Annotated in this window: 20 protein-coding genes; 2 read left to right on the forward strand and 18 right to left on the reverse strand. The window is 54.9% G+C overall.

All coding sequences use genetic code 11. From position 1 onward, the window contains the following. The first annotated feature begins 12 nt into the window (after window positions 1–12). On the forward strand, window positions 13–2,481 hold the full coding sequence (locus FYZ48_RS15010) for an MMPL family transporter (protein ID WP_149341698.1): 2,469 nt from the start codon (window positions 13–15) through the stop codon (window positions 2,479–2,481). Between the two features lie 460 nt (window positions 2,482–2,941). After that, window positions 2,942–3,499, forward strand: coding sequence for a hypothetical protein (locus tag FYZ48_RS15015; protein ID WP_149341701.1), 558 nt, complete (start codon window positions 2,942–2,944; stop codon window positions 3,497–3,499). Here FYZ48_RS15015 and FYZ48_RS15020 read toward each other — a convergent pair. The 18 genes from FYZ48_RS15020 to FYZ48_RS15105 form a co-directional block, all read right to left on the reverse strand. Further along, window positions 3,484–4,281 (reverse strand): phytanoyl-CoA dioxygenase family protein, encoded by a 798-nt coding sequence (locus FYZ48_RS15020; RefSeq protein ID WP_145037004.1) that lies wholly within the window; start codon window positions 4,279–4,281, stop codon window positions 3,484–3,486. The genes FYZ48_RS15015 and FYZ48_RS15020 overlap by 16 nt on opposite strands. A gap of 131 nt (window positions 4,282–4,412) precedes the next feature. Next, window positions 4,413–5,183, reverse strand: a complete 771-nt coding sequence (locus tag FYZ48_RS15025) for a HEAT repeat domain-containing protein (protein WP_149341703.1) — start codon at window positions 5,181–5,183, stop codon at window positions 4,413–4,415. Between the two features lie 79 nt (window positions 5,184–5,262). Next, on the reverse strand, window positions 5,263–5,703 hold the full coding sequence (locus FYZ48_RS15030) for a hypothetical protein (protein ID WP_149341705.1): 441 nt from the start codon (window positions 5,701–5,703) through the stop codon (window positions 5,263–5,265). Window positions 5,704–5,755: 52 nt separating this feature from the next. Further along, a complete protein-coding gene (locus FYZ48_RS15035) occupies window positions 5,756–6,223 on the reverse strand; it encodes an NUDIX domain-containing protein (RefSeq protein ID WP_187782035.1) in 468 nt (155 codons plus the stop codon). A 2-nt stretch (window positions 6,224–6,225) separates the two neighbouring features. Beyond that, window positions 6,226–6,684 carry an NUDIX hydrolase gene (locus FYZ48_RS15040; protein WP_149341709.1) on the reverse strand — a complete coding sequence of 153 codons (459 nt, stop codon included), beginning with the start codon at window positions 6,682–6,684 and terminating at the stop codon, window positions 6,226–6,228. Between the two features lie 17 nt (window positions 6,685–6,701). Continuing rightward, a complete protein-coding gene (locus tag FYZ48_RS15045; RefSeq protein ID WP_149341711.1) occupies window positions 6,702–7,520 on the reverse strand; it encodes a DUF2314 domain-containing protein in 819 nt (272 codons plus the stop codon). A gap of 140 nt (window positions 7,521–7,660) precedes the next feature. Beyond that, window positions 7,661–8,056 (reverse strand): hypothetical protein, encoded by a 396-nt coding sequence (locus FYZ48_RS15050; protein ID WP_149341714.1) that lies wholly within the window; start codon window positions 8,054–8,056, stop codon window positions 7,661–7,663. Window positions 8,057–8,120: 64 nt separating this feature from the next. Beyond that, window positions 8,121–8,795 carry a hypothetical protein gene (locus tag FYZ48_RS15055; RefSeq protein WP_149341716.1) on the reverse strand — a complete coding sequence of 225 codons (675 nt, stop codon included), beginning with the start codon at window positions 8,793–8,795 and terminating at the stop codon, window positions 8,121–8,123. Between the two features lie 96 nt (window positions 8,796–8,891). Further along, window positions 8,892–9,287, reverse strand: a complete 396-nt coding sequence (locus tag FYZ48_RS15060) for a hypothetical protein (RefSeq protein WP_149341718.1) — start codon at window positions 9,285–9,287, stop codon at window positions 8,892–8,894. Between the two features lie 67 nt (window positions 9,288–9,354). Next, window positions 9,355–10,062 carry an alpha/beta hydrolase gene (locus tag FYZ48_RS15065; RefSeq protein ID WP_149341720.1) on the reverse strand — a complete coding sequence of 236 codons (708 nt, stop codon included), beginning with the start codon at window positions 10,060–10,062 and terminating at the stop codon, window positions 9,355–9,357. 200 nt (window positions 10,063–10,262) lie between these two features. Then, complete coding sequence (locus tag FYZ48_RS15070) at window positions 10,263–10,637, reverse strand: hypothetical protein (RefSeq protein ID WP_149341722.1); 375 nt, start codon at window positions 10,635–10,637, stop codon at window positions 10,263–10,265. A gap of 220 nt (window positions 10,638–10,857) precedes the next feature. After that, window positions 10,858–12,258: a DHA2 family efflux MFS transporter permease subunit gene (locus FYZ48_RS15075; RefSeq protein WP_149341724.1), complete on the reverse strand. Its 1,401-nt coding sequence runs from the start codon at window positions 12,256–12,258 to the stop codon at window positions 10,858–10,860. Between the two features lie 24 nt (window positions 12,259–12,282). Continuing rightward, a complete protein-coding gene (locus FYZ48_RS15080; RefSeq protein WP_149341726.1) occupies window positions 12,283–13,011 on the reverse strand; it encodes a DUF4261 domain-containing protein in 729 nt (242 codons plus the stop codon). A gap of 85 nt (window positions 13,012–13,096) precedes the next feature. Continuing rightward, window positions 13,097–13,813 (reverse strand): dual specificity protein phosphatase family protein, encoded by a 717-nt coding sequence (locus tag FYZ48_RS15085; protein WP_149341728.1) that lies wholly within the window; start codon window positions 13,811–13,813, stop codon window positions 13,097–13,099. 45 nt (window positions 13,814–13,858) lie between these two features. After that, window positions 13,859–14,542 (reverse strand): class I SAM-dependent methyltransferase, encoded by a 684-nt coding sequence (locus tag FYZ48_RS15090; RefSeq protein WP_149341730.1) that lies wholly within the window; start codon window positions 14,540–14,542, stop codon window positions 13,859–13,861. 38 nt (window positions 14,543–14,580) lie between these two features. After that, entirely contained in the window at window positions 14,581–15,120 is a 540-nt protein-coding gene (locus FYZ48_RS15095; protein ID WP_149341732.1) for a hypothetical protein, read from the reverse strand. 70 nt (window positions 15,121–15,190) lie between these two features. Further along, window positions 15,191–15,541, reverse strand: a complete 351-nt coding sequence (locus FYZ48_RS15100; protein ID WP_149341734.1) for a hypothetical protein — start codon at window positions 15,539–15,541, stop codon at window positions 15,191–15,193. After that, entirely contained in the window at window positions 15,538–16,065 is a 528-nt protein-coding gene (locus FYZ48_RS15105; protein WP_242022669.1) for a DUF5662 family protein, read from the reverse strand. Before FYZ48_RS15105 ends, FYZ48_RS15100 begins: the two co-directional genes overlap by 4 nt. Window positions 16,066–16,425: the final 360 nt, after the last annotated feature.

Consider the following 16,425-nt stretch of genomic DNA (forward strand, 5'->3'; position numbering starts at 1 on the left):
TTAGCAGTCCCTATGTTTCGAGTCCTGGGTAACACCGTTGTCCGCTACTGGCAAGTCTTTCTTGTCTTCTGGATTCTGGCAGTCGCCGGTGTCTCTTACGTTGCGCCCGAGTGGTCCAGTGTTGTGCAAAACGGGGAATTTGCTTTCATGCCCGCTGACTCGCCCAGTCTGCAGGGTGAGAAACTCTTTAAACGCGCCTTCCCCGACGACCTCCTGGCCAGCAGCATCGTGCTCGTCGTCCGTCGTGAACATGGCGACCAGGGACTCCGCCCCAAAGACCTGAAATTCATTGAAGATACACTCAAACCCCGGCTTGAAGAAATTGCGGAAGAACAGGGCGGCTTTGCCACCGAACGCAAAGATAACAACAGTCAGACCCTGACATCGAACATCTCGCGCATCCGCACCTACACCGATAAATCGATCGGCGACCTCCTGCAGAGTGAAGATAACAAAGCATCGCTTGTCATCGTGGAACTCTCGACCGAATTTCTCGATCAGAGCAACGCACAGACCGTCGAGAGTATCGAGAACCTGATTCAGAATGACGAAGCATTCAAACAGACCATCGAGCCCGGACTCGATATCTCGCTGAGCGGTATCGCCACCGTCGGACGCGACATGATCCGCGCTGCCAACCAGAGCGCCGAAGCCACGGAACTCTGGACCGTGCTGCTTGTGATCCTGCTCCTGATCATCATCTATCGCGCACCGATCCTGGCACTCATCCCGCTGTTTACCGTCTTCGTCTCCGTTCAGATCGCCCTCTCGGTACTGGCGATCCTGGGAGACTGGGGCTGGGTCGGACTCTTCTCCGGCATTGAGGTCTACGTGACCGTCATCCTCTACGGGGCCGGCGTCGATTACTGCCTGTTCCTCATCGCCCGCCATCGCGAGGAACTCGAAAAAGAATGTACATTTAAAGAAGCGGTCTCCAACTCGATCGCCACCGTCGGTGCGGCGCTCGCCGCCAGTGCAGGTACCACCATGTGCGGTATCGGCATGATGGTCTTCGCCCAGTTCGGTAAATTTCAACAGGCCGGTGTCGCCATGGCCCTCAGCCTGTCCTTTGTTCTGCTGGCCTCCCTGACCCTCTCGCCCGCTCTGCTCTGCCTGGCGGGACGCTTCGCTTACTGGCCTCAAAGCTTCAATGAACGTGTCGCCATTTCCGCAGGCTGGCTCACCCCCTCCAGCGTCATGGCCCGGCTCATGCAGCGCAACTGGGCCGGTTCTGTCTGGGAAACGGTCTCGCAGGGACTGCTCAAGAACCCCGGAAAAATCTGGCTCTCGACCTTCCTGGTCCTGTTCCCCTTCGCCTTGATCAGCCTCGCCTGTTACGGCAACTTGAGCTACGGTCTGCTTTCGGAACTGCCCAGTGAAGACCCCAGCGTCATCGGCACCAAGGCCGTCCAGGGACACTACCCCGCCGGTGCCACCGGACCTTTGACCCTGCTGTTCGAGAACCCCGAAATCAACTTCTCCGACGCGGAAGGCCGCGATGCCATCGAGAAGCTCACCGCCTCCCTGCTCGATCAGAAAGAAGAGCTCGGCATCGCTGACATCCGCAACATGACCAAACCCTTCGGCATCGGTGCCGCCGACGAAATGGAGAAGGCCAGGAACCTCACCGGTCTCAAAAAAATTGGCGCCCTCAGCCGCATCAAGCTCATCAAAAATTATTACGTCAGTTCGGAACCCGAGCTCGAACATCACGTCACCCGCATGGACCTGATCCTCGAAAAGGATCCCTTCTCGCACGACAGCATGAAACAGCTCGAACGCGTGAAGACCGCCGTCAACAAAGGGCTCCCCGATAAACTTAAAGGGAATACCGACCTGTATTACATCGGTGCCACCGCCAGTATCAGCGACCTGAAAAATGTCACCGACCAGGACCAGGCCCGCATCGATGTCCTCGTGCTCGCCAGCGTGTTTATCATCCTGGTCATCCTGCTCAAACGACCTGCGATTTCCGCGTACCTCATCGTGAGTGTCTTCTTCAGTTACCTCGTCACACTCGGCATTACCTTCGCCGTCTTCTGGGCACTCGACCCGCAGAACTTCGCCGGTCTCGACTGGAAAGTGCCCATGTTCCTCTTCACGATCCTCATCGCGGTCGGCGAAGACTATAATATCTACCTCATCACCCGCATCGATGAAGAACAGAAACGCCTCGACCCCGTCGAAGGCGTCATCTCCGCCCTCAAGAGCACCGGCGGGATCATCTCCAGCTGCGGGATCATCATGGCCGGAACCTTCTCCTCGCTGATGGCAGGCACCCTGGTCGGTATGCAGCAGCTGGGCTTCGCCCTCGCCTTCGGCGTTCTGCTCGACACCTTCATCATCCGCCCCATCATCGTTCCCGCTTACCTGATCATGCTCTATCGTGGCTACTTCGGCTCCTGGGGCAAGTACCTCGGTGCCGCCCAGTTCCTGGAAACCAAGCCCCGCCCCGAACTCGATACCTCCCACACCAAATAATTTCCCTTCCACTCCGCAATAAGCGAATCGGTCGGTCTGGTGACCGTACCCCCGTTTCCGTTTCCGCGGAAACCACATCACATCCTTCACCACTGAATCTCCCGCACTCACCGCTGAACAGACTCCCCTTGATTCGCCTCTCCCGAATCGTATCTTACTCCCTCTGGCTCGCGCGCGAGGCAGGTCGGCGTGCACCGGAACACGCAACACCAGTGCCCCGTTTCCACCTGAACCTCCACCACTTTTCACTCTGTTTCTACTGGAACAAATTGAACCCATGCGAAATGTTCTCCCCACTTTGTTCACGGCACACCAGGACAAACCCCGGCCACACCAGGACAAAATACAGGACACAAGAGGACAAAATCCGGCCACATCGGGACAAAATTTTGTCTTGACTCCCCGCTGCCGTTCAACACAATCAGCCCCACGATCAAAACAAAACGCAGCGGCAGTGCCTGTGTGCCAACCCGCCTCGCAATACTCCACTCGCTTCAACATCCAATGGACCTCCATAAACGGTTTCCTCCTGAGTAAAAAGACGCCAGCCGCCGGCAACCATCGTGAATACGAATACAGAAACCGATGGCAAACGCCATTTCACCCACAAATCCGGGTGAGCCCGAATGCAATTCGGGCCGAGCGCAGCGAGCAGGAAACCGACAGAGCAGAGCATAAACCACAGCAGAATCCCATCCCTGTGAAACGCAGCAGCAGTACCCATGTGTCCGCCTGGCGACCTGCCACCAATATCAACGTCCCAAGGAAATCACAGCCCGCCACCTGTCTTAAGCGGAAAAAAATGCTCACCGCCGATACCAGAACCAGCGTCAGCCTTTCTCCCCGCAGCAACTCCTTCGACCCCAATGAATCGAAAACAGCGCAGGAAATCATACCGATCGGCGTCAACGCGCATAGAGGAAGCATCACCAGCGCACATCAGCCACCAGTGAAAAGAAGAAGGGGCGCAGCAAAACACCCAAACCAGAACCAGCCTGCGCCTCAGCGCGGCGTATGAATAATCAGCTCCGGCAGCGCCGCCGACCGCGAACCAGGCACCGGCGGATTATCAGCCGGCCGGAACGTAAACACAGCCGAGAACTTGGGCTGATCGGTAAAGTTCCGTGTCGCCGCATGAAAGGTTCGGCAGTGGAAAAACAGCACATCCCCGGGATGCAGTTCTGCCAGCACACCGGTCTCAATCAGAGCCTGATTCTCCGGCAGGTCCGGACGCAGAAAGATCCGCTCGTCCAGACGCTCAGGACCGAATTCCATCCGGTGAGTTCCGGGAATCACTTTCAGACAACCGTTTTCCCGGTTCTCTTCACCCAGTGCCACCCAGACACTGATCAGCTCTTTCCGCTCGAACGACCAGAAACGGATATCCTGGTGCCACAACGTATCGCTGCTGAACTGGGGCTGCTTGGTCATGATGCAGTTATGGTGCGCCAGCGGCATCACGTAGTCATCCCCCAGCAGCGGAGTCAGACGATTGACAATCGCCGGGTGGTTCACCAGATCGGTAAAACTCATCCCCCGGCTGTGCGCCTGTTTCAGCCGCCGCACGGTCTCCCCGCCAATCACCTGCCGCGACGCGGGCGAACCGGGATACTCCACGTCCGCCTCATACTCGACCGGCTCCACAACCTGCGCCAGCCCTTCTTTCGTCGCCGCCAGCATCTCCTGCCGCAGCGATTCGGGACAGAGATTCCGAAAAATCAGGTAGCCGTCCTGCTCGAATTTCTCAACTTCTTCCGCAGACAGCCGCTCCTGGGACAGGGACTGTGATGGTGATGCCATGGTTTCCAACTCTGATCATAAAGACACGCACCGGCCACCGGATCAATCACGCCAGATCCGGCCCGGCTCATGCCGTTATCATACAATTCCGATTTGGAAAATTAAAGTAGTGAAATTAAGTTATCTCATTCTCATTTTTTTACCGGCTGCTTTGTACCGGCTGTCTGATAATCAGGAACTTCTATCTCGACCGCCCTGCGGATATCATCATGCGCCTTCAGTAACCTATCCAACTGTGCCTGGATCTCCTCGGGCAACGGCTGCAGTTTCGCCAGCGCGACACCTGCCTCATATTGATAAGTTTCGTTTTCACCTTCCAGCAATACAGCGATATCAGCGGCTGACTCCCTGGCTCCCATTTCACCCAGGGCCCGTGCTGCCATATATCCCATCCCTTTATCTTTCAGTTTCGCCACCAGGGCCGGTATCGCCGGGCTCGCGTCAATTCCCCGCATGCCATAATTGGAAAGTGCGTATGCTGCATATCTCCGCACTTCTTTATCCTGATGCGACAACCCGCGAATCAGCGCAGCTACAACTTCCGACTGGTACGCGGTACGATTTCCTTCAGGTTCCATGAGTTCGATGTGCCCCAATGACCAGGCAGCAGAGCTGGCGACCCGGGGAACGTCGTTATCGACCTTCTGAATCAAGTCAGCAAGTGTTGCCTGATCTGCCTGACCAATCCTTCCGATGCTCGATGCCGCCGCCGCGCGGATTTGTATCTCATCGGAATCGAGATACTCCCGACTCCATTTGAGTGCCTTCACATCACCGCGCTCAACGTTCTTCAGAGACCATTCGCGATAAATATTCCCTGCAATACGAAAGACACCTGACATCTGCAGTCCCACAATCACAGCGAGCAAGATCACTAATGCGAGAATGTAACGAGTAGTCATTGAGCACCTGTGTTATATCAAAGGTCAGCCTCAGTCAGTCTTTCCCACTTGTCGCTGTACCGCACGTTTAATTCAGCGCTCAGCCCCGGCCAATTAATTTGACTGGGATCACGCGCTCTCGACGTCTGATTCTCCAACAATGCCAGCGAAAAAAACGCCAATAGATGATATTCCTGCAGCGGCATCCCGTGTATTTAATCAATCTGGCACGACTGACCGAAGGGACTGCCGAACCACAGTCCTCACATTGAAGATAGTTTCCTTCTGCAGGAAACCATCCGGAACTGTTGTAAGGATTCACAACAAAGAGCTCTTCAAGGCGTTTTTTGTGTAGCGTGGGCAGTTTTTTCCTGAGCCATTGCTCTCGTCTGGTTCCGGTCTTGTAGTTGGCCATCCAGGCATCAGCGTCACTTAACTCAGCCGGATTAGCAGCCTTTAATTGATCTTTTAACTCTTGTGACCTTCGCTCTACTTCCGCTTTGCCCAGTTTCTTGAGCTGCTTCTTTCGTTCTTTTTCCATCCAGATCACGACCTCTCATAGACAGACATCAAAGAATGCAAACGGAGATTACTTAACTGCTTCGCACCCGATCCAGAAACCAGCCGTCCGCACCGTGCAGTTTGATCTCCCCCTCCAGCGGGAGCCAGTACAACTCGAACAGAATCGGTTGCCGACTGCCATCTCCGGGCGTCTGTTCCCAATGCCGCCAGCGATCTGTCCGCTCCCCAGCATACTGCACATGGTAATACCATGCATCAATTATTTCCTGTTTTCCGAACGGTTTCAGATCTATGGTCTGGCGGGCGATCAGCTGAGGTGTGGAAAACGCATCCAACCCCGTCTCTTCCCGGGCTTCGCGCAGTGCCGCGGCGGCAGGATCTTCACCCGGCTCGATGGTGCCTCCCGGAATCTGCGTTCCCGCCTCCGGCACCGCAACATGATCAAACACCAGCAGCGCGTCTTCACAGGTGATATACACGAAGACCCGCTGTCGGTATGACGAGGGAGGAGCGTTCTGTTCGTGAGGGAACCGCAACACCCTCACCCGTTCTCCCTGTGCACAATCAACTCCAGTTCGGTGCGCGGCTCCAGAATTCGCGGTATCACAAAATCCGGTTTAAGGGTCAGACCGGACAGCTCTGACAGGGGACACCATTCAAAGACTTCGAGTTCGTTCTCTTCCGTCCCCGCCAGCTCCTCGCCGTGCCAGGCGACTTCGTAATAGGTGCTCAGTTCGTGAAAGTTCCGTCCTTCCAGTTCGAAGAAGTTCTCCGCAGCAATCACCGGACGCAACACTTCAAACCCAGGACCAATCTCTTCGGTCAGCTCCCGATGCATGGCGGTCAGTGAATCTTCATTCGTCTTGATCCGTCCCCCCGGCAGATACCACCACTGCCGATCCACGGGCCGACACAACAGCACCTCATCCTCCCGACGCACAATCGCCGCCACCCGCAGATTCACGCGGTAGTTATTCAAATCCAGTGTAATATCGGTCATGAGAATTTATTTCTGTCTCACTTCTCCAGCAGTTTCATCACATGTCGCCAGCCAAAGCGTTTGGCCAGCGTGAATGGTGTATCGCCTTCGGGGGTTTTTAACGTCGGGTCGGCACCCTCTTCCAGCAGAATTTTGACAACCAAACCATTGCCGGCCAGCGCTTCGCGGTGCAGCATCGTCCAGCCTTCGTCATCGGTTTCATACACCATCTCTTTGGATTGCTGCAAGGCTTCCCGCAGAGAATCTCCCATGTTGATACACATCGGATGTTCCAGCATATTCAACTTCCGCTCTTCGGGGTCGATCACCGGCTTCTTTCCCAGCAGTCGTCCCAGAAAACCGACCGGCTCGGTAGGCACATACACCACCTCGATCTCATCGGGCTCACTGAACTCCATGCCCCACGCTTTGTCGTGTGCCCGTCGCTGACTGGCAGGCAGCCGCGAACGGATCAGGTTAACGGTAAACCCGCCATAGGCCCGCCCCCGGATGGAATAGATCCAGTCCGAAAGTGCTGACAGCGGCTCGCAGATCGGATCCCCGGCTTTGACACTGGTCACCCATTCGGGGTCATTATTCAACGTCCCCATGATCTCGCGACCATTACACTCCACATCACTCACCCACATGTGTTCCAGCTCAGGATCGTCGGGGGACATCCCCTCATCAGCGAAACCCACTTTCACTGCTGCGAAATCCAGCGCGGGTAAGATCCGCCGCCGTTCCCACGAAAGCTCCCGCCAGAAATACTTGAATGTCTTCCGCGCCTGCTGACTCGCAGCCAGCATCTCCGGATCATCCCCTTTGCTCATTGCAATGTTGTCTTCAAGCCCCATCGCAGATCACCCTCGCTTTCTCTGATTCGGAAACAGTGAAATCAACAAGTGTCGCCAGTCATGAAACCAATCCTGACACGATTTCACCAGCAAAGCAAGAAAATCTCACGAATACCGGAACCGCAAGCTATAGTGCAGGTTTACGGTATATTCCTGTCCGGCTCGAAATCGGTCGTGGATCGATATTCCTTCAGTAATTCCCAAAACAGATCCAGCGACTTTTCATGCACTTCGGGGGAACGAGGCGCGTTCAATTCTTCCCACCTGATCTGTCGGGGATCGCACCCCGCAGCGACCGCCAGGATCATTTTCTCCCAGCCTGCAGAACTGCCGGAATAATTCAGCTTCTGTCTGACGAATTCACGGAAATCAGCGAAATCAGGATCGGTCGCATCCTCTACTCCCGCATCATGCATCGCAATCCAATAACCGTCGAGAAACAGGCCAATGTTTTTGAGCCTCCGTTCTCCCACATACACCTGAGGCCGCTTCCCGACTCTTTCGATAATATCATACAACGAGTAACTCGTTTTCATGCCAGGCTCACTACAGGAAAAGTGGTGGTGAATTCATTTTCAAACATACCACGGCAGGTCAGGCTTAAGCTCTTTCCCCTGAATCCGCGCGGCATGTTGGACATAACACACTGAATTTGCCGAACTGACTCGGCGCTGTTGTCACCAGCCAGCCCGCATCGAGTGCCTGCTGAACACAGACGTCCGGCTCTGATTCACACAACAGTTCCTCACTGAAACATTGAGTACAGACGAACGTCTTCATTGTTCGCGCAACCTTCAGCATTAGCTTGCGCGTGCCCTGATCGACCGTCTTTTCTGGCTGATCAACGACTGTATCCACATGCTCAAATTGAGTAACATCAATCATCCAGGTTCCATCACCGTCAAAATGAGCGGTCAGTTCTCCGCCAGCGACCAGGTAACCAAAGTCGATTTTCAGAGTTTCTCTCAATCCATCGAAATAATCGTAATCAGGCCAGCTCCCGCGCACTGGATCAAATTCATCCAGAAACACATCCAGGCAGGACGCGTCGATCAGGAAAATCTGCGCGGCATCGACGGAGATCAGCTGTTTTGAATCAGCTTCGATTTCAGCCTGCGTGGCCGGTCGAATTGCATCAACGGGTAGTCTCCAGGATCCGGGTGTCGCTACGGGAATCTCGTATATTCCGGGTTTATTGGCCGGATCAAAGACGGCAACCTGACTCGACCGGAGTTCAAAGTAGACATATCCGTTTTCGTGGTATGGTAAAGACATCGCACCGTTCTTTCTGCTGATAGCTTCTTCGAGTTACTCAACGAAGTATAACGTTCGTTGACAGAACCAGACAATCAGCAATCACTACCCCCTGATTTACATGAACTTCGTCCCCAGCTCACGTTCCGAACTCAGCAGCGAGGTAAACGCGTACGGATTCTCCAGCTCCAGCCGCCGCGCCAGTCGAAATCCCTGAGGAATAATCCAGAAGGGCGTGTCCTCTGAAAACGGCACCATCGCATCAGAGAGATTATAAAACGTCTTCGCGCAACATTCTTCAAACGTGTACTGCGCCTCTCCCAAGAGATCACCACTGCGTTCTGCAGACTGTGTCTTTTCGCGAATCCGGCGATGCAGTTCATGCCCCCGGCACCAGCTCTCGGAATCGCGACTCATCAGATACAGTTCTCCCAACGTACCTCTATCCTCACAATGCCGCAGAAAAAAAGCGAGCATCTCTTCCAGGCAGCGGGCTGTTTTATCTCGACTCATATTGATCCAGCGACGGTTTCAGTGATTCGGCCTCCAATTTCAGGAAATCCCCTGCGAATGTACGCCGTTATCCACCTGCTGCGCCGCCAGCAACCAGCAGAGCGCCGCAGGCAACTCGGCCCGCCAGGGCGCAATCGCATGCCCCCCCCTTGTACTGCTGATAATGCACCGTGGCCCCCTGATCCTGAAACCGGGCTGCTGCCCATTCCACGCCTTCGATCTGCGAAATCTCCTGGTACAGGCCTGACGGGGGATGCGTCACCTCGGTCTCGGTCTCCTGATCCCCCACGCTCAACCAGAACCGCGCATGATTCACAGGCAGCTCCAGTTCCTGCTGCGCGAGCCACCAGAACGAACCCGACTGGCACAACACCTGGCTGAACAACCCGGGATACTGAAACGCGACATGCGCCGCAGCCAGACCGCTCAGGCTCAGACCACAGATGAGGTTCCCCTCAGCCCGCGCATTGGAACGGGCACACACCCAGGGAACGACTTCCTCCGCGAGAAATTGTGCATAATGCGAGTTCCAGAGATAATCCCGTTGGCGATCTTCACTGCTGACATGCGAAACGAACGCCAGCGTCAGGGGAGGAATCTGTCCGTCTGCCATCAACTTACTGATCAGCGGTAGACAGTCCATATCGCGGAGATAATGATCGGCATCCAGAAACAGGCAGAGTGGATGCACGCTGTCCTGCGGTCCCGGCACCAGCCAGAGGTTTCGGGAATAATCACCAGCAGCGGAAGTCATGACCTGAGGCGCAGGAGTCACGGTACTGCTCTTTCAACGGGATCCGCTTCACACCAACGTGCCTGTTACAAAAACGACAGTGTGGCTGAAGCACGGGCGGATAACTGTCTAATTATCATGACAGAACTTCCCGGATTTGCAATAGTATTTGACCCCCACCACGAGGCACTCAGACAGGCTGGCGACTGTCACGGCTCAGCAGTCAGGTCACTGCAGAACCGTTACCGGCGATAAGTGGCCACCCACTTCCCATCCGCATGAAAGATAATTTCATTTGCTTTCACTTTCACTCCCACCGACTTCGCCCTGGAGTCGATAAACGCAATCCGCTGCCGATCCACATTCAGTCGATCGGGGGTCACCTCAATGTTGAACCCCGCGGTTTTGATGGTCGCCGTATCACCCGAGTAAGTGGCATCTAATTTCCAGCTGTCAGACTGCGCGGTCACCGAACGCCCACTGGCCAGCGTACCGCTACACATACCACCAGCGGTCGCCAGCATCACTGCCCCACCCACGGCCAGTGCCATCAGCAGTAAGCCCGCAAAAATTCTGATCCGTTTCAACCAGGAACTGGTTCCAGCCTGCTCTGTCATAGCGACCCTTTAATGTGAACAAATTTACGGATTCAAATCGTACCCGCCCGTTAGACCGGGGTCAATCAGATTCCAGACTCAATCCCCTCAGCCGGATCTGCTCCGCTTCCACAACCGACCCAACCCCGCAGATTCACCATAAACCGTTTGATCATCGAGAGATAAACGGTCTGCAACTCATTCTAAATCTCGCAGATGAGAATCAGCGCAGACTGGAATGCTAGCTATTCGATCTGACTTCGGTTTTATTGGAGAGATTCTGATTTAATTGGAAAGCCGTGATCACCACCAGCAACGAAATCACGGTCAACACACCGCTGGCCCAGACATGGGGGCTCAAGTCAGTCTGCCGCCCCATGTGTTGCAGCATAATCACAATGCAGATCGCCCCTGCCGCCCCGCCAATCCGCTGTGTGATATTCACCAGCGTCGCCGCATCTCCCATCTGTTCCGCTGTCACTGCCGTATAAGCGGCTGTCATCGCAGGCATCTGCGCCAGTGCAATACCGGCTCCCCGCATCGCCAGCGCGATAAACAGAACCGGCGGCGACAGTATCTCTGAATATAGAAACGGCAGACTCGAACAGAACAGAAGCACCGCTCCCCACAGGGAAACCTGCCCGGCACTGTAGCGGTCGGTCAATGTCCCTCCCACCGGCAGTACCAGCGCACTGGCCAGTCCCATTACCAGCAGGAGCAGTCCCGTTCGCGTCAGACTCTGATCGAGTTCAATCTGAAAATACAAGGGCAGCAGAAGCAGCGCGCCGTACATGTTCGCACCGGTCAACCCGGTCGTCAGCGTGGCCGTTGTAAACGTCTTGTTCCGCAGCAGACGCAAGTCGATCAACGGATCCGCTGCGCGAAAGGCATGCAACGTAAACGCCATTGAAAGCACCACACCTCCCAGCATCGCCCCTACGGTTAATACCGTACCACCGGAAACGCCGGTCTCGGTACTCCCATACAGCAAAAGCGGCAGTCCCAGACTGAGCAACAGAAATCCCCAGCGGTCCAGATGCTGTCCCCCATTCAATTCTCCAGCCGGCACCAGATTACGGGCTGCCAGCAGAGTGATAATTCCCAGTGGTACATTGATCCAGAACAGCCACCGCCACGAAGTCGTTTCGAGCAAGACACCACCCACCGCGGGACCGATGGCAGGCCCCAGCGCAATCACCAGTCCCAAAAGCCCCATAATTCGACCCAGCTCTTTCTTTCCCGCCGTCGAACCAATGATCGCCTGCCCCGCAGGCACCATAATGCCTCCCGCCAGGCCCTGCAGTACCCGCGCAATAATCAGGCTCACCGGTCCCGGAGACAGCGCACAAAAGGCAGAAGCGAGCACAAACGCAATCAGACTCCCCGCCCAGGTGCGTCCATATCCGAAGCGTTTACCCAGCCAGCCTACTGTCGGCAGTGAGACTGCCAGGGCACACAGATAGCCGGTCGCCACCCACTGCACCACAGTCAGTGTTGACTGCAGGTCGGACCGAATCGATTCGATTGCCAGATTCGCCACCGTAGAATCCAGCATCGCCATAAAGGCCCCGGCACCGGTCACAGCGGAGATTTTCCACGTCAGTACAGGAATCCGTGGAACTGCGCTCGTCGTCTTACTCATGGGATCAGCAACAGTTTTCCAGTCTCAGGCCGGGAGGTCCAGTGGCTCCAGCAGATATCTGCCGAACGGATTAGCAAAGCATTCTTCGTCCGCATTGATCCAGTCATCTTTTCGGGAGATGCGATAATAGGGCGCGTCGGCACTCGTCGAAAACGTATGCCCCTCTTCAAACACAGGCGACTCGCACATCTGGTAGTGATTGAACTCGGTCAACAGGAACGCGGCCTCGCGATTCTCTACGGTCGCAGGCACCGCTGCATCGGGCATTCCAAAGATGTGCATGCCGGTGCTGTAAAAATGCGTCTCACATCCCACCAGCATCACATGCGACTGCAACAGGTCCAGCGTATCTTCAGCAAAGTTTTTCGCCCGCCAGTCAGCCGCTGAATGGGCCACTCCCGAATTTTCGAATTTAACGCCCAGTCCGCCACAATCCAGGCAGACATTGATCAAGGCATGCAGCCGGTCCAACTCATTCAGCCCCGCATTGGGCCAGATCAGGTACAGCACACACTGATGCGTATCCAGTGTCGCGATATCTTCACCGCTGATGCTGCCCTGCCCTCCCAGTTGAAAGGCGACGGAAATCTGGTCATCGTGCTCACCAAATTCACAATGCGCTGAGAATTTATGTTCGACCGACATCAAAATGGAACCGGCATAAAGGTACTTGCCCCCGGTCTCTTTCATGACCAGCGGCAGCAGTTCCTCCGGTCCTTTGATTGACATCGGAATACAGACGATGGTATCCACCGATTGACTCCTCTCTGATTAAACTCCTCTGCCCGGCTGCCTCGCGCGCAGACAGGAATTCAGCCGGAATATTTAGTCTGCGAGTTCAATCATCGTTACTCCGAGCCCCGTCTGCAACCGGTAACGGTACCGCGGTTTCCAGCCCTTCATAAAAAGTCTGTAACACGCGACGCTGGGCTCCACTCAAGCGCACCAGAGGTCTCTGGCTCTGAATAAAACGCAGCGCCTCTTCTACGCTCCCACACTGCCGGGTATACAACAGCAGCGCCGCGGAAAACAGCCCTGTCCGACCATGACCCTCAGCGCAGTGGATCAGAACAGGTCCCTGTAACATCGCGACCTGCGGAATCCATTCAGTTAACGCATCAACCGACGGTGCTTCTCGATCCAGAATGGGAAAACAGTGATAGCCGCGCAATCGCTGCGCCCGTGGTTCACTCTGCTCACACGTGAGATCAATCACATGCACAATCTCCGCCGGAAGCTCATGAGACAACAGACGCCGACTGACAAACAGATTCTCCGTTAATTGATTCAAAGGCGGCTCCGGTCTCAACAGCCGCGCCCCATGCCAGATCGCGTTCAGATACAGCAGGTAGGGAAACAACAGACACCGATTGAACAACGGCACCAGCCCCGCTTCCGATTTGTTAAACACCCGGGGACCGAGACCAAAATACCCCGCCGCCACCAGCGCAAAGCTGAACGCAGGCCAGAGCAGCAGCCACCACAGCCCCTGGTGCATCCCGGCGGCCAGCACCAGCAGCACCGCAATCAGCAGCAGTAGAAAACCGATTCTCATACAGGGCAACTTGAAACAGTAAGATTGTCGGGCGGGTTCTCAGTATTAAGGAACCGAAACCACCAGCATTTCGTTTCCCTGTTTCTGAAACTCGTAAGGCACGCGTCTGATCTGCACATCATAACCCTCCGCGGACAGTTGTGCCACGACCGGTTCGCGATACCGTGACGGCCTCGCCCCCAGTTCCAGCAACGGAAACACACGGACCTCGCGAGCCACCCTGCATAACTCCCTGAGGGAAGCCAGATGAAACTCCAGGGAAAAGTGCACGCTGTACAGAAACAGAAAGTGCGAGCAGACCGCCAGATCAAAGGCAGCCTCCTCAAACGGCAACACAGGCAACGCCGCCTCCCGGTAGCGCCCCTGCGCCTTCCCCGTCGGATAGTCGGCCAGAAACTCCTGCATCGCAGCTCTGCGGATCTCTCCCAGTTCTTCAACCGAGCGAATCTGTTCCCAGACAAACTCACCCGCGTTCTCCCGCGTCTGCTGTAATACGGTCTCGAACGTCTCGTCAATCCGCTGACCGATCTCCTCAGCAGAGAATGCATACAACGGATCCACCGAGACCACCGCGCCCCCCTGCCGCGTCAGCGTCGCATTAAAACTGGCCGGCCCGTCCCCGCAACCCAGAATCCGTTGAGAGAGTTCCGCCTCCCCCAGGTCAAACATCGCCCGATATTCCTCAAACGAACGCCCCCAGGGAACCACCTGCTCCAGAGTAAATGCCATAAATCTTTCGTATCTATTTAAATATCAGCAGGAGCCAGCTATTTAATCCGCGTCCACTCCTGCAGCTTGTCATCTTTACTTCGGGGATAATGAATCGTATCAGGTCCGATGAAGAGTGCATCACCTTCGAATAACTCACACAGATCGCAACATTCCAGGATTACTTTTTCGACGGCAGCTTTAGGGGAACGGCTATTGAGCACAGCTTCTCCATAACAGAGAATTTCCAGCGATGTACTCGACGGAGCGTCGTTTTCCTCTATAACAAGTTTGAAGTTAAAGGTATTTTCTGCGATCTTCTTCTCATAGTCGACACAAAACAGAACGATCTGATCTTCGCGAAATCGTCTTTCATACTCCTCAGGCGAATATTCCTGTACTTGATCAGCTTGAACGACAACACTTGACCAGAGATGCTGATGATAGTCGCAACGCACTGCTGCCTCATCGATTTTTGACACCCCTGCTGCAATTCGGTTCGGAGCAATGGAAGTCACGTACCCTTCAAAGAATGACATGCCATCCTTCAGTTCATCAATTACCCACTCTAAATCCGGCCAGAGTTTTTCAAAGTCCATCGAAGTAAAATTCCTCACACCGCAACGAGTCAGGTTTCGATCCCGTCAAACACAGCTGAATCACACAAACTTATGCCGAGGTCTCCCAGGCATAACGGATAAAAGTCCCTCGCTCCTCGATCAGAATTTCCTGTTCGTACCATTCACAGGCAAGCGGGATTGAGGAAGCAGTCCCCTCAGGAACAACCCCGGCATAACGTTGCAGATAAATGCGAACCGAGTCTGCATACTCAAAGTCCTGAAATGCAATCGGTTGAGCAGGAAACGGTGACTCACGCGGCTCGAATGCTCCTGATTCAATCGTCGCCTGAAAAAAGGCCTCCCAGTCAGGAAACTGTTTTGCGTTCGCAATCGCGATCACCAGAAATTCTTCCGAACTGGACGACTCAAATTCATACGGATCCAGGCTTAGAATCTTCATGGCTTCCGGTCCTCGCATCGCAGTCGGTCCAGTTGTTCGATCACCTCAAACACGAACCGCGTCTTCTCAGCATTAAAAGCGACCCGCTCACCGATGGTCTTCATGGCCCAGTCCCGGGCACTGCCGCCGTCCTGACCGAACTCCTCTGACATCGCCGTCCAGTCACACACCATCTCGATCAGATCCACGTCGGTCATCTCATTCGGATCGTCGTGGAATTCCGGATGATGCCGGTTGTGGCTCACATGATGCCGCACCGCCGCCTGCGTGCGGGCTTCCATTCCCTCCGGATAAGTAAACGGAATGTTCCGCCACCGGCAGCGATGATATTCAGTCAGCCAGATATAAGGCACGCGTTCCGCGGCCTCGAACTTGGACGCATCATGCACTTCGCCCCGCGCCAGCAGTTCCTCTCCGCACGCCCACTCCGCCGCCAGCAGCGCCAGATTCCGCCGCACCCGCTCAATATGCGCCCGCGTCCGGCGTTCATAGAAAGTCACCATCTCCGGCGTCGGCTCTTGCAATGCTCACTCCATTCTGACAGTTTTCCAGCTTCAAAAAACAGGTCCGTTTAAGTTCATCTAAGATGATAGTGGCTGACTCACATCCAACCAACAGGAAGATGAAAAAAATGGGTGGGCTCGAATGTAATTCGGGCCGAGCGCAGCGAGCAGGAAACTGACAGGGTTGCACTCAGATTTCTTAATTGTACAAGCCTGATACAGTCGCTAAGGATCGCCCCATATCCTTAACAGCACGTATACCCTGACGGTTTCCTGTTGTCTTCGACAACCTCGAATTGCATTCGAGGCCATCTATGAAGAACATCTTGTCAAGTGATTTTATTCTTTGCGCATGGATCCCTTTCTGAGACACAATCAAGC

The organism is Gimesia chilikensis, assembly GCF_008329715.1.
Lineage (GTDB): Bacteria > Planctomycetota > Planctomycetia > Planctomycetales > Planctomycetaceae > Gimesia > Gimesia chilikensis.

Excerpts from the sequence above, each read along its gene's own strand:
- FYZ48_RS15100 (WP_149341734.1), bottom strand. The coding sequence starts at position 15,541 with ATGAAGATTCTAAGCCTGGATCCGTATGAATTTGAGTCGTCCAGTTCG.
- FYZ48_RS15085 (WP_149341728.1), bottom strand. The coding sequence starts at position 13,813 with ATGAGAATCGGTTTTCTACTGCTGCTGATTGCGGTGCTGCTGGTGCTG.
- FYZ48_RS15050 (WP_149341714.1), bottom strand. The coding sequence starts at position 8,056 with ATGAAAACGAGTTACTCGTTGTATGATATTATCGAAAGAGTCGGGAAG.
- FYZ48_RS15090 (WP_149341730.1), bottom strand. The coding sequence starts at position 14,542 with ATGGCATTTACTCTGGAGCAGGTGGTTCCCTGGGGGCGTTCGTTTGAG.
- FYZ48_RS15070 (WP_149341722.1), bottom strand. The coding sequence starts at position 10,637 with ATGACAGAGCAGGCTGGAACCAGTTCCTGGTTGAAACGGATCAGAATT.
- FYZ48_RS15095 (WP_149341732.1), bottom strand. The coding sequence starts at position 15,120 with ATGGACTTTGAAAAACTCTGGCCGGATTTAGAGTGGGTAATTGATGAA.
- FYZ48_RS15010 (WP_149341698.1), top strand. The coding sequence starts at position 13 with ATGTTTCGAGTCCTGGGTAACACCGTTGTCCGCTACTGGCAAGTCTTT.
- FYZ48_RS15045 (WP_149341711.1), bottom strand. The coding sequence starts at position 7,520 with ATGGGGCTTGAAGACAACATTGCAATGAGCAAAGGGGATGATCCGGAG.
- FYZ48_RS15025 (WP_149341703.1), bottom strand. The coding sequence starts at position 5,183 with ATGACTACTCGTTACATTCTCGCATTAGTGATCTTGCTCGCTGTGATT.
- FYZ48_RS15055 (WP_149341716.1), bottom strand. The coding sequence starts at position 8,795 with ATGTCTTTACCATACCACGAAAACGGATATGTCTACTTTGAACTCCGG.
- FYZ48_RS15060 (WP_149341718.1), bottom strand. The coding sequence starts at position 9,287 with ATGAGTCGAGATAAAACAGCCCGCTGCCTGGAAGAGATGCTCGCTTTT.
- FYZ48_RS15040 (WP_149341709.1), bottom strand. The coding sequence starts at position 6,684 with ATGACCGATATTACACTGGATTTGAATAACTACCGCGTGAATCTGCGG.
- FYZ48_RS15030 (WP_149341705.1), bottom strand. The coding sequence starts at position 5,703 with ATGGAAAAAGAACGAAAGAAGCAGCTCAAGAAACTGGGCAAAGCGGAA.
- FYZ48_RS15075 (WP_149341724.1), bottom strand. The coding sequence starts at position 12,258 with ATGAGTAAGACGACGAGCGCAGTTCCACGGATTCCTGTACTGACGTGG.
- FYZ48_RS15020 (WP_145037004.1), bottom strand. The coding sequence starts at position 4,281 with ATGGCATCACCATCACAGTCCCTGTCCCAGGAGCGGCTGTCTGCGGAA.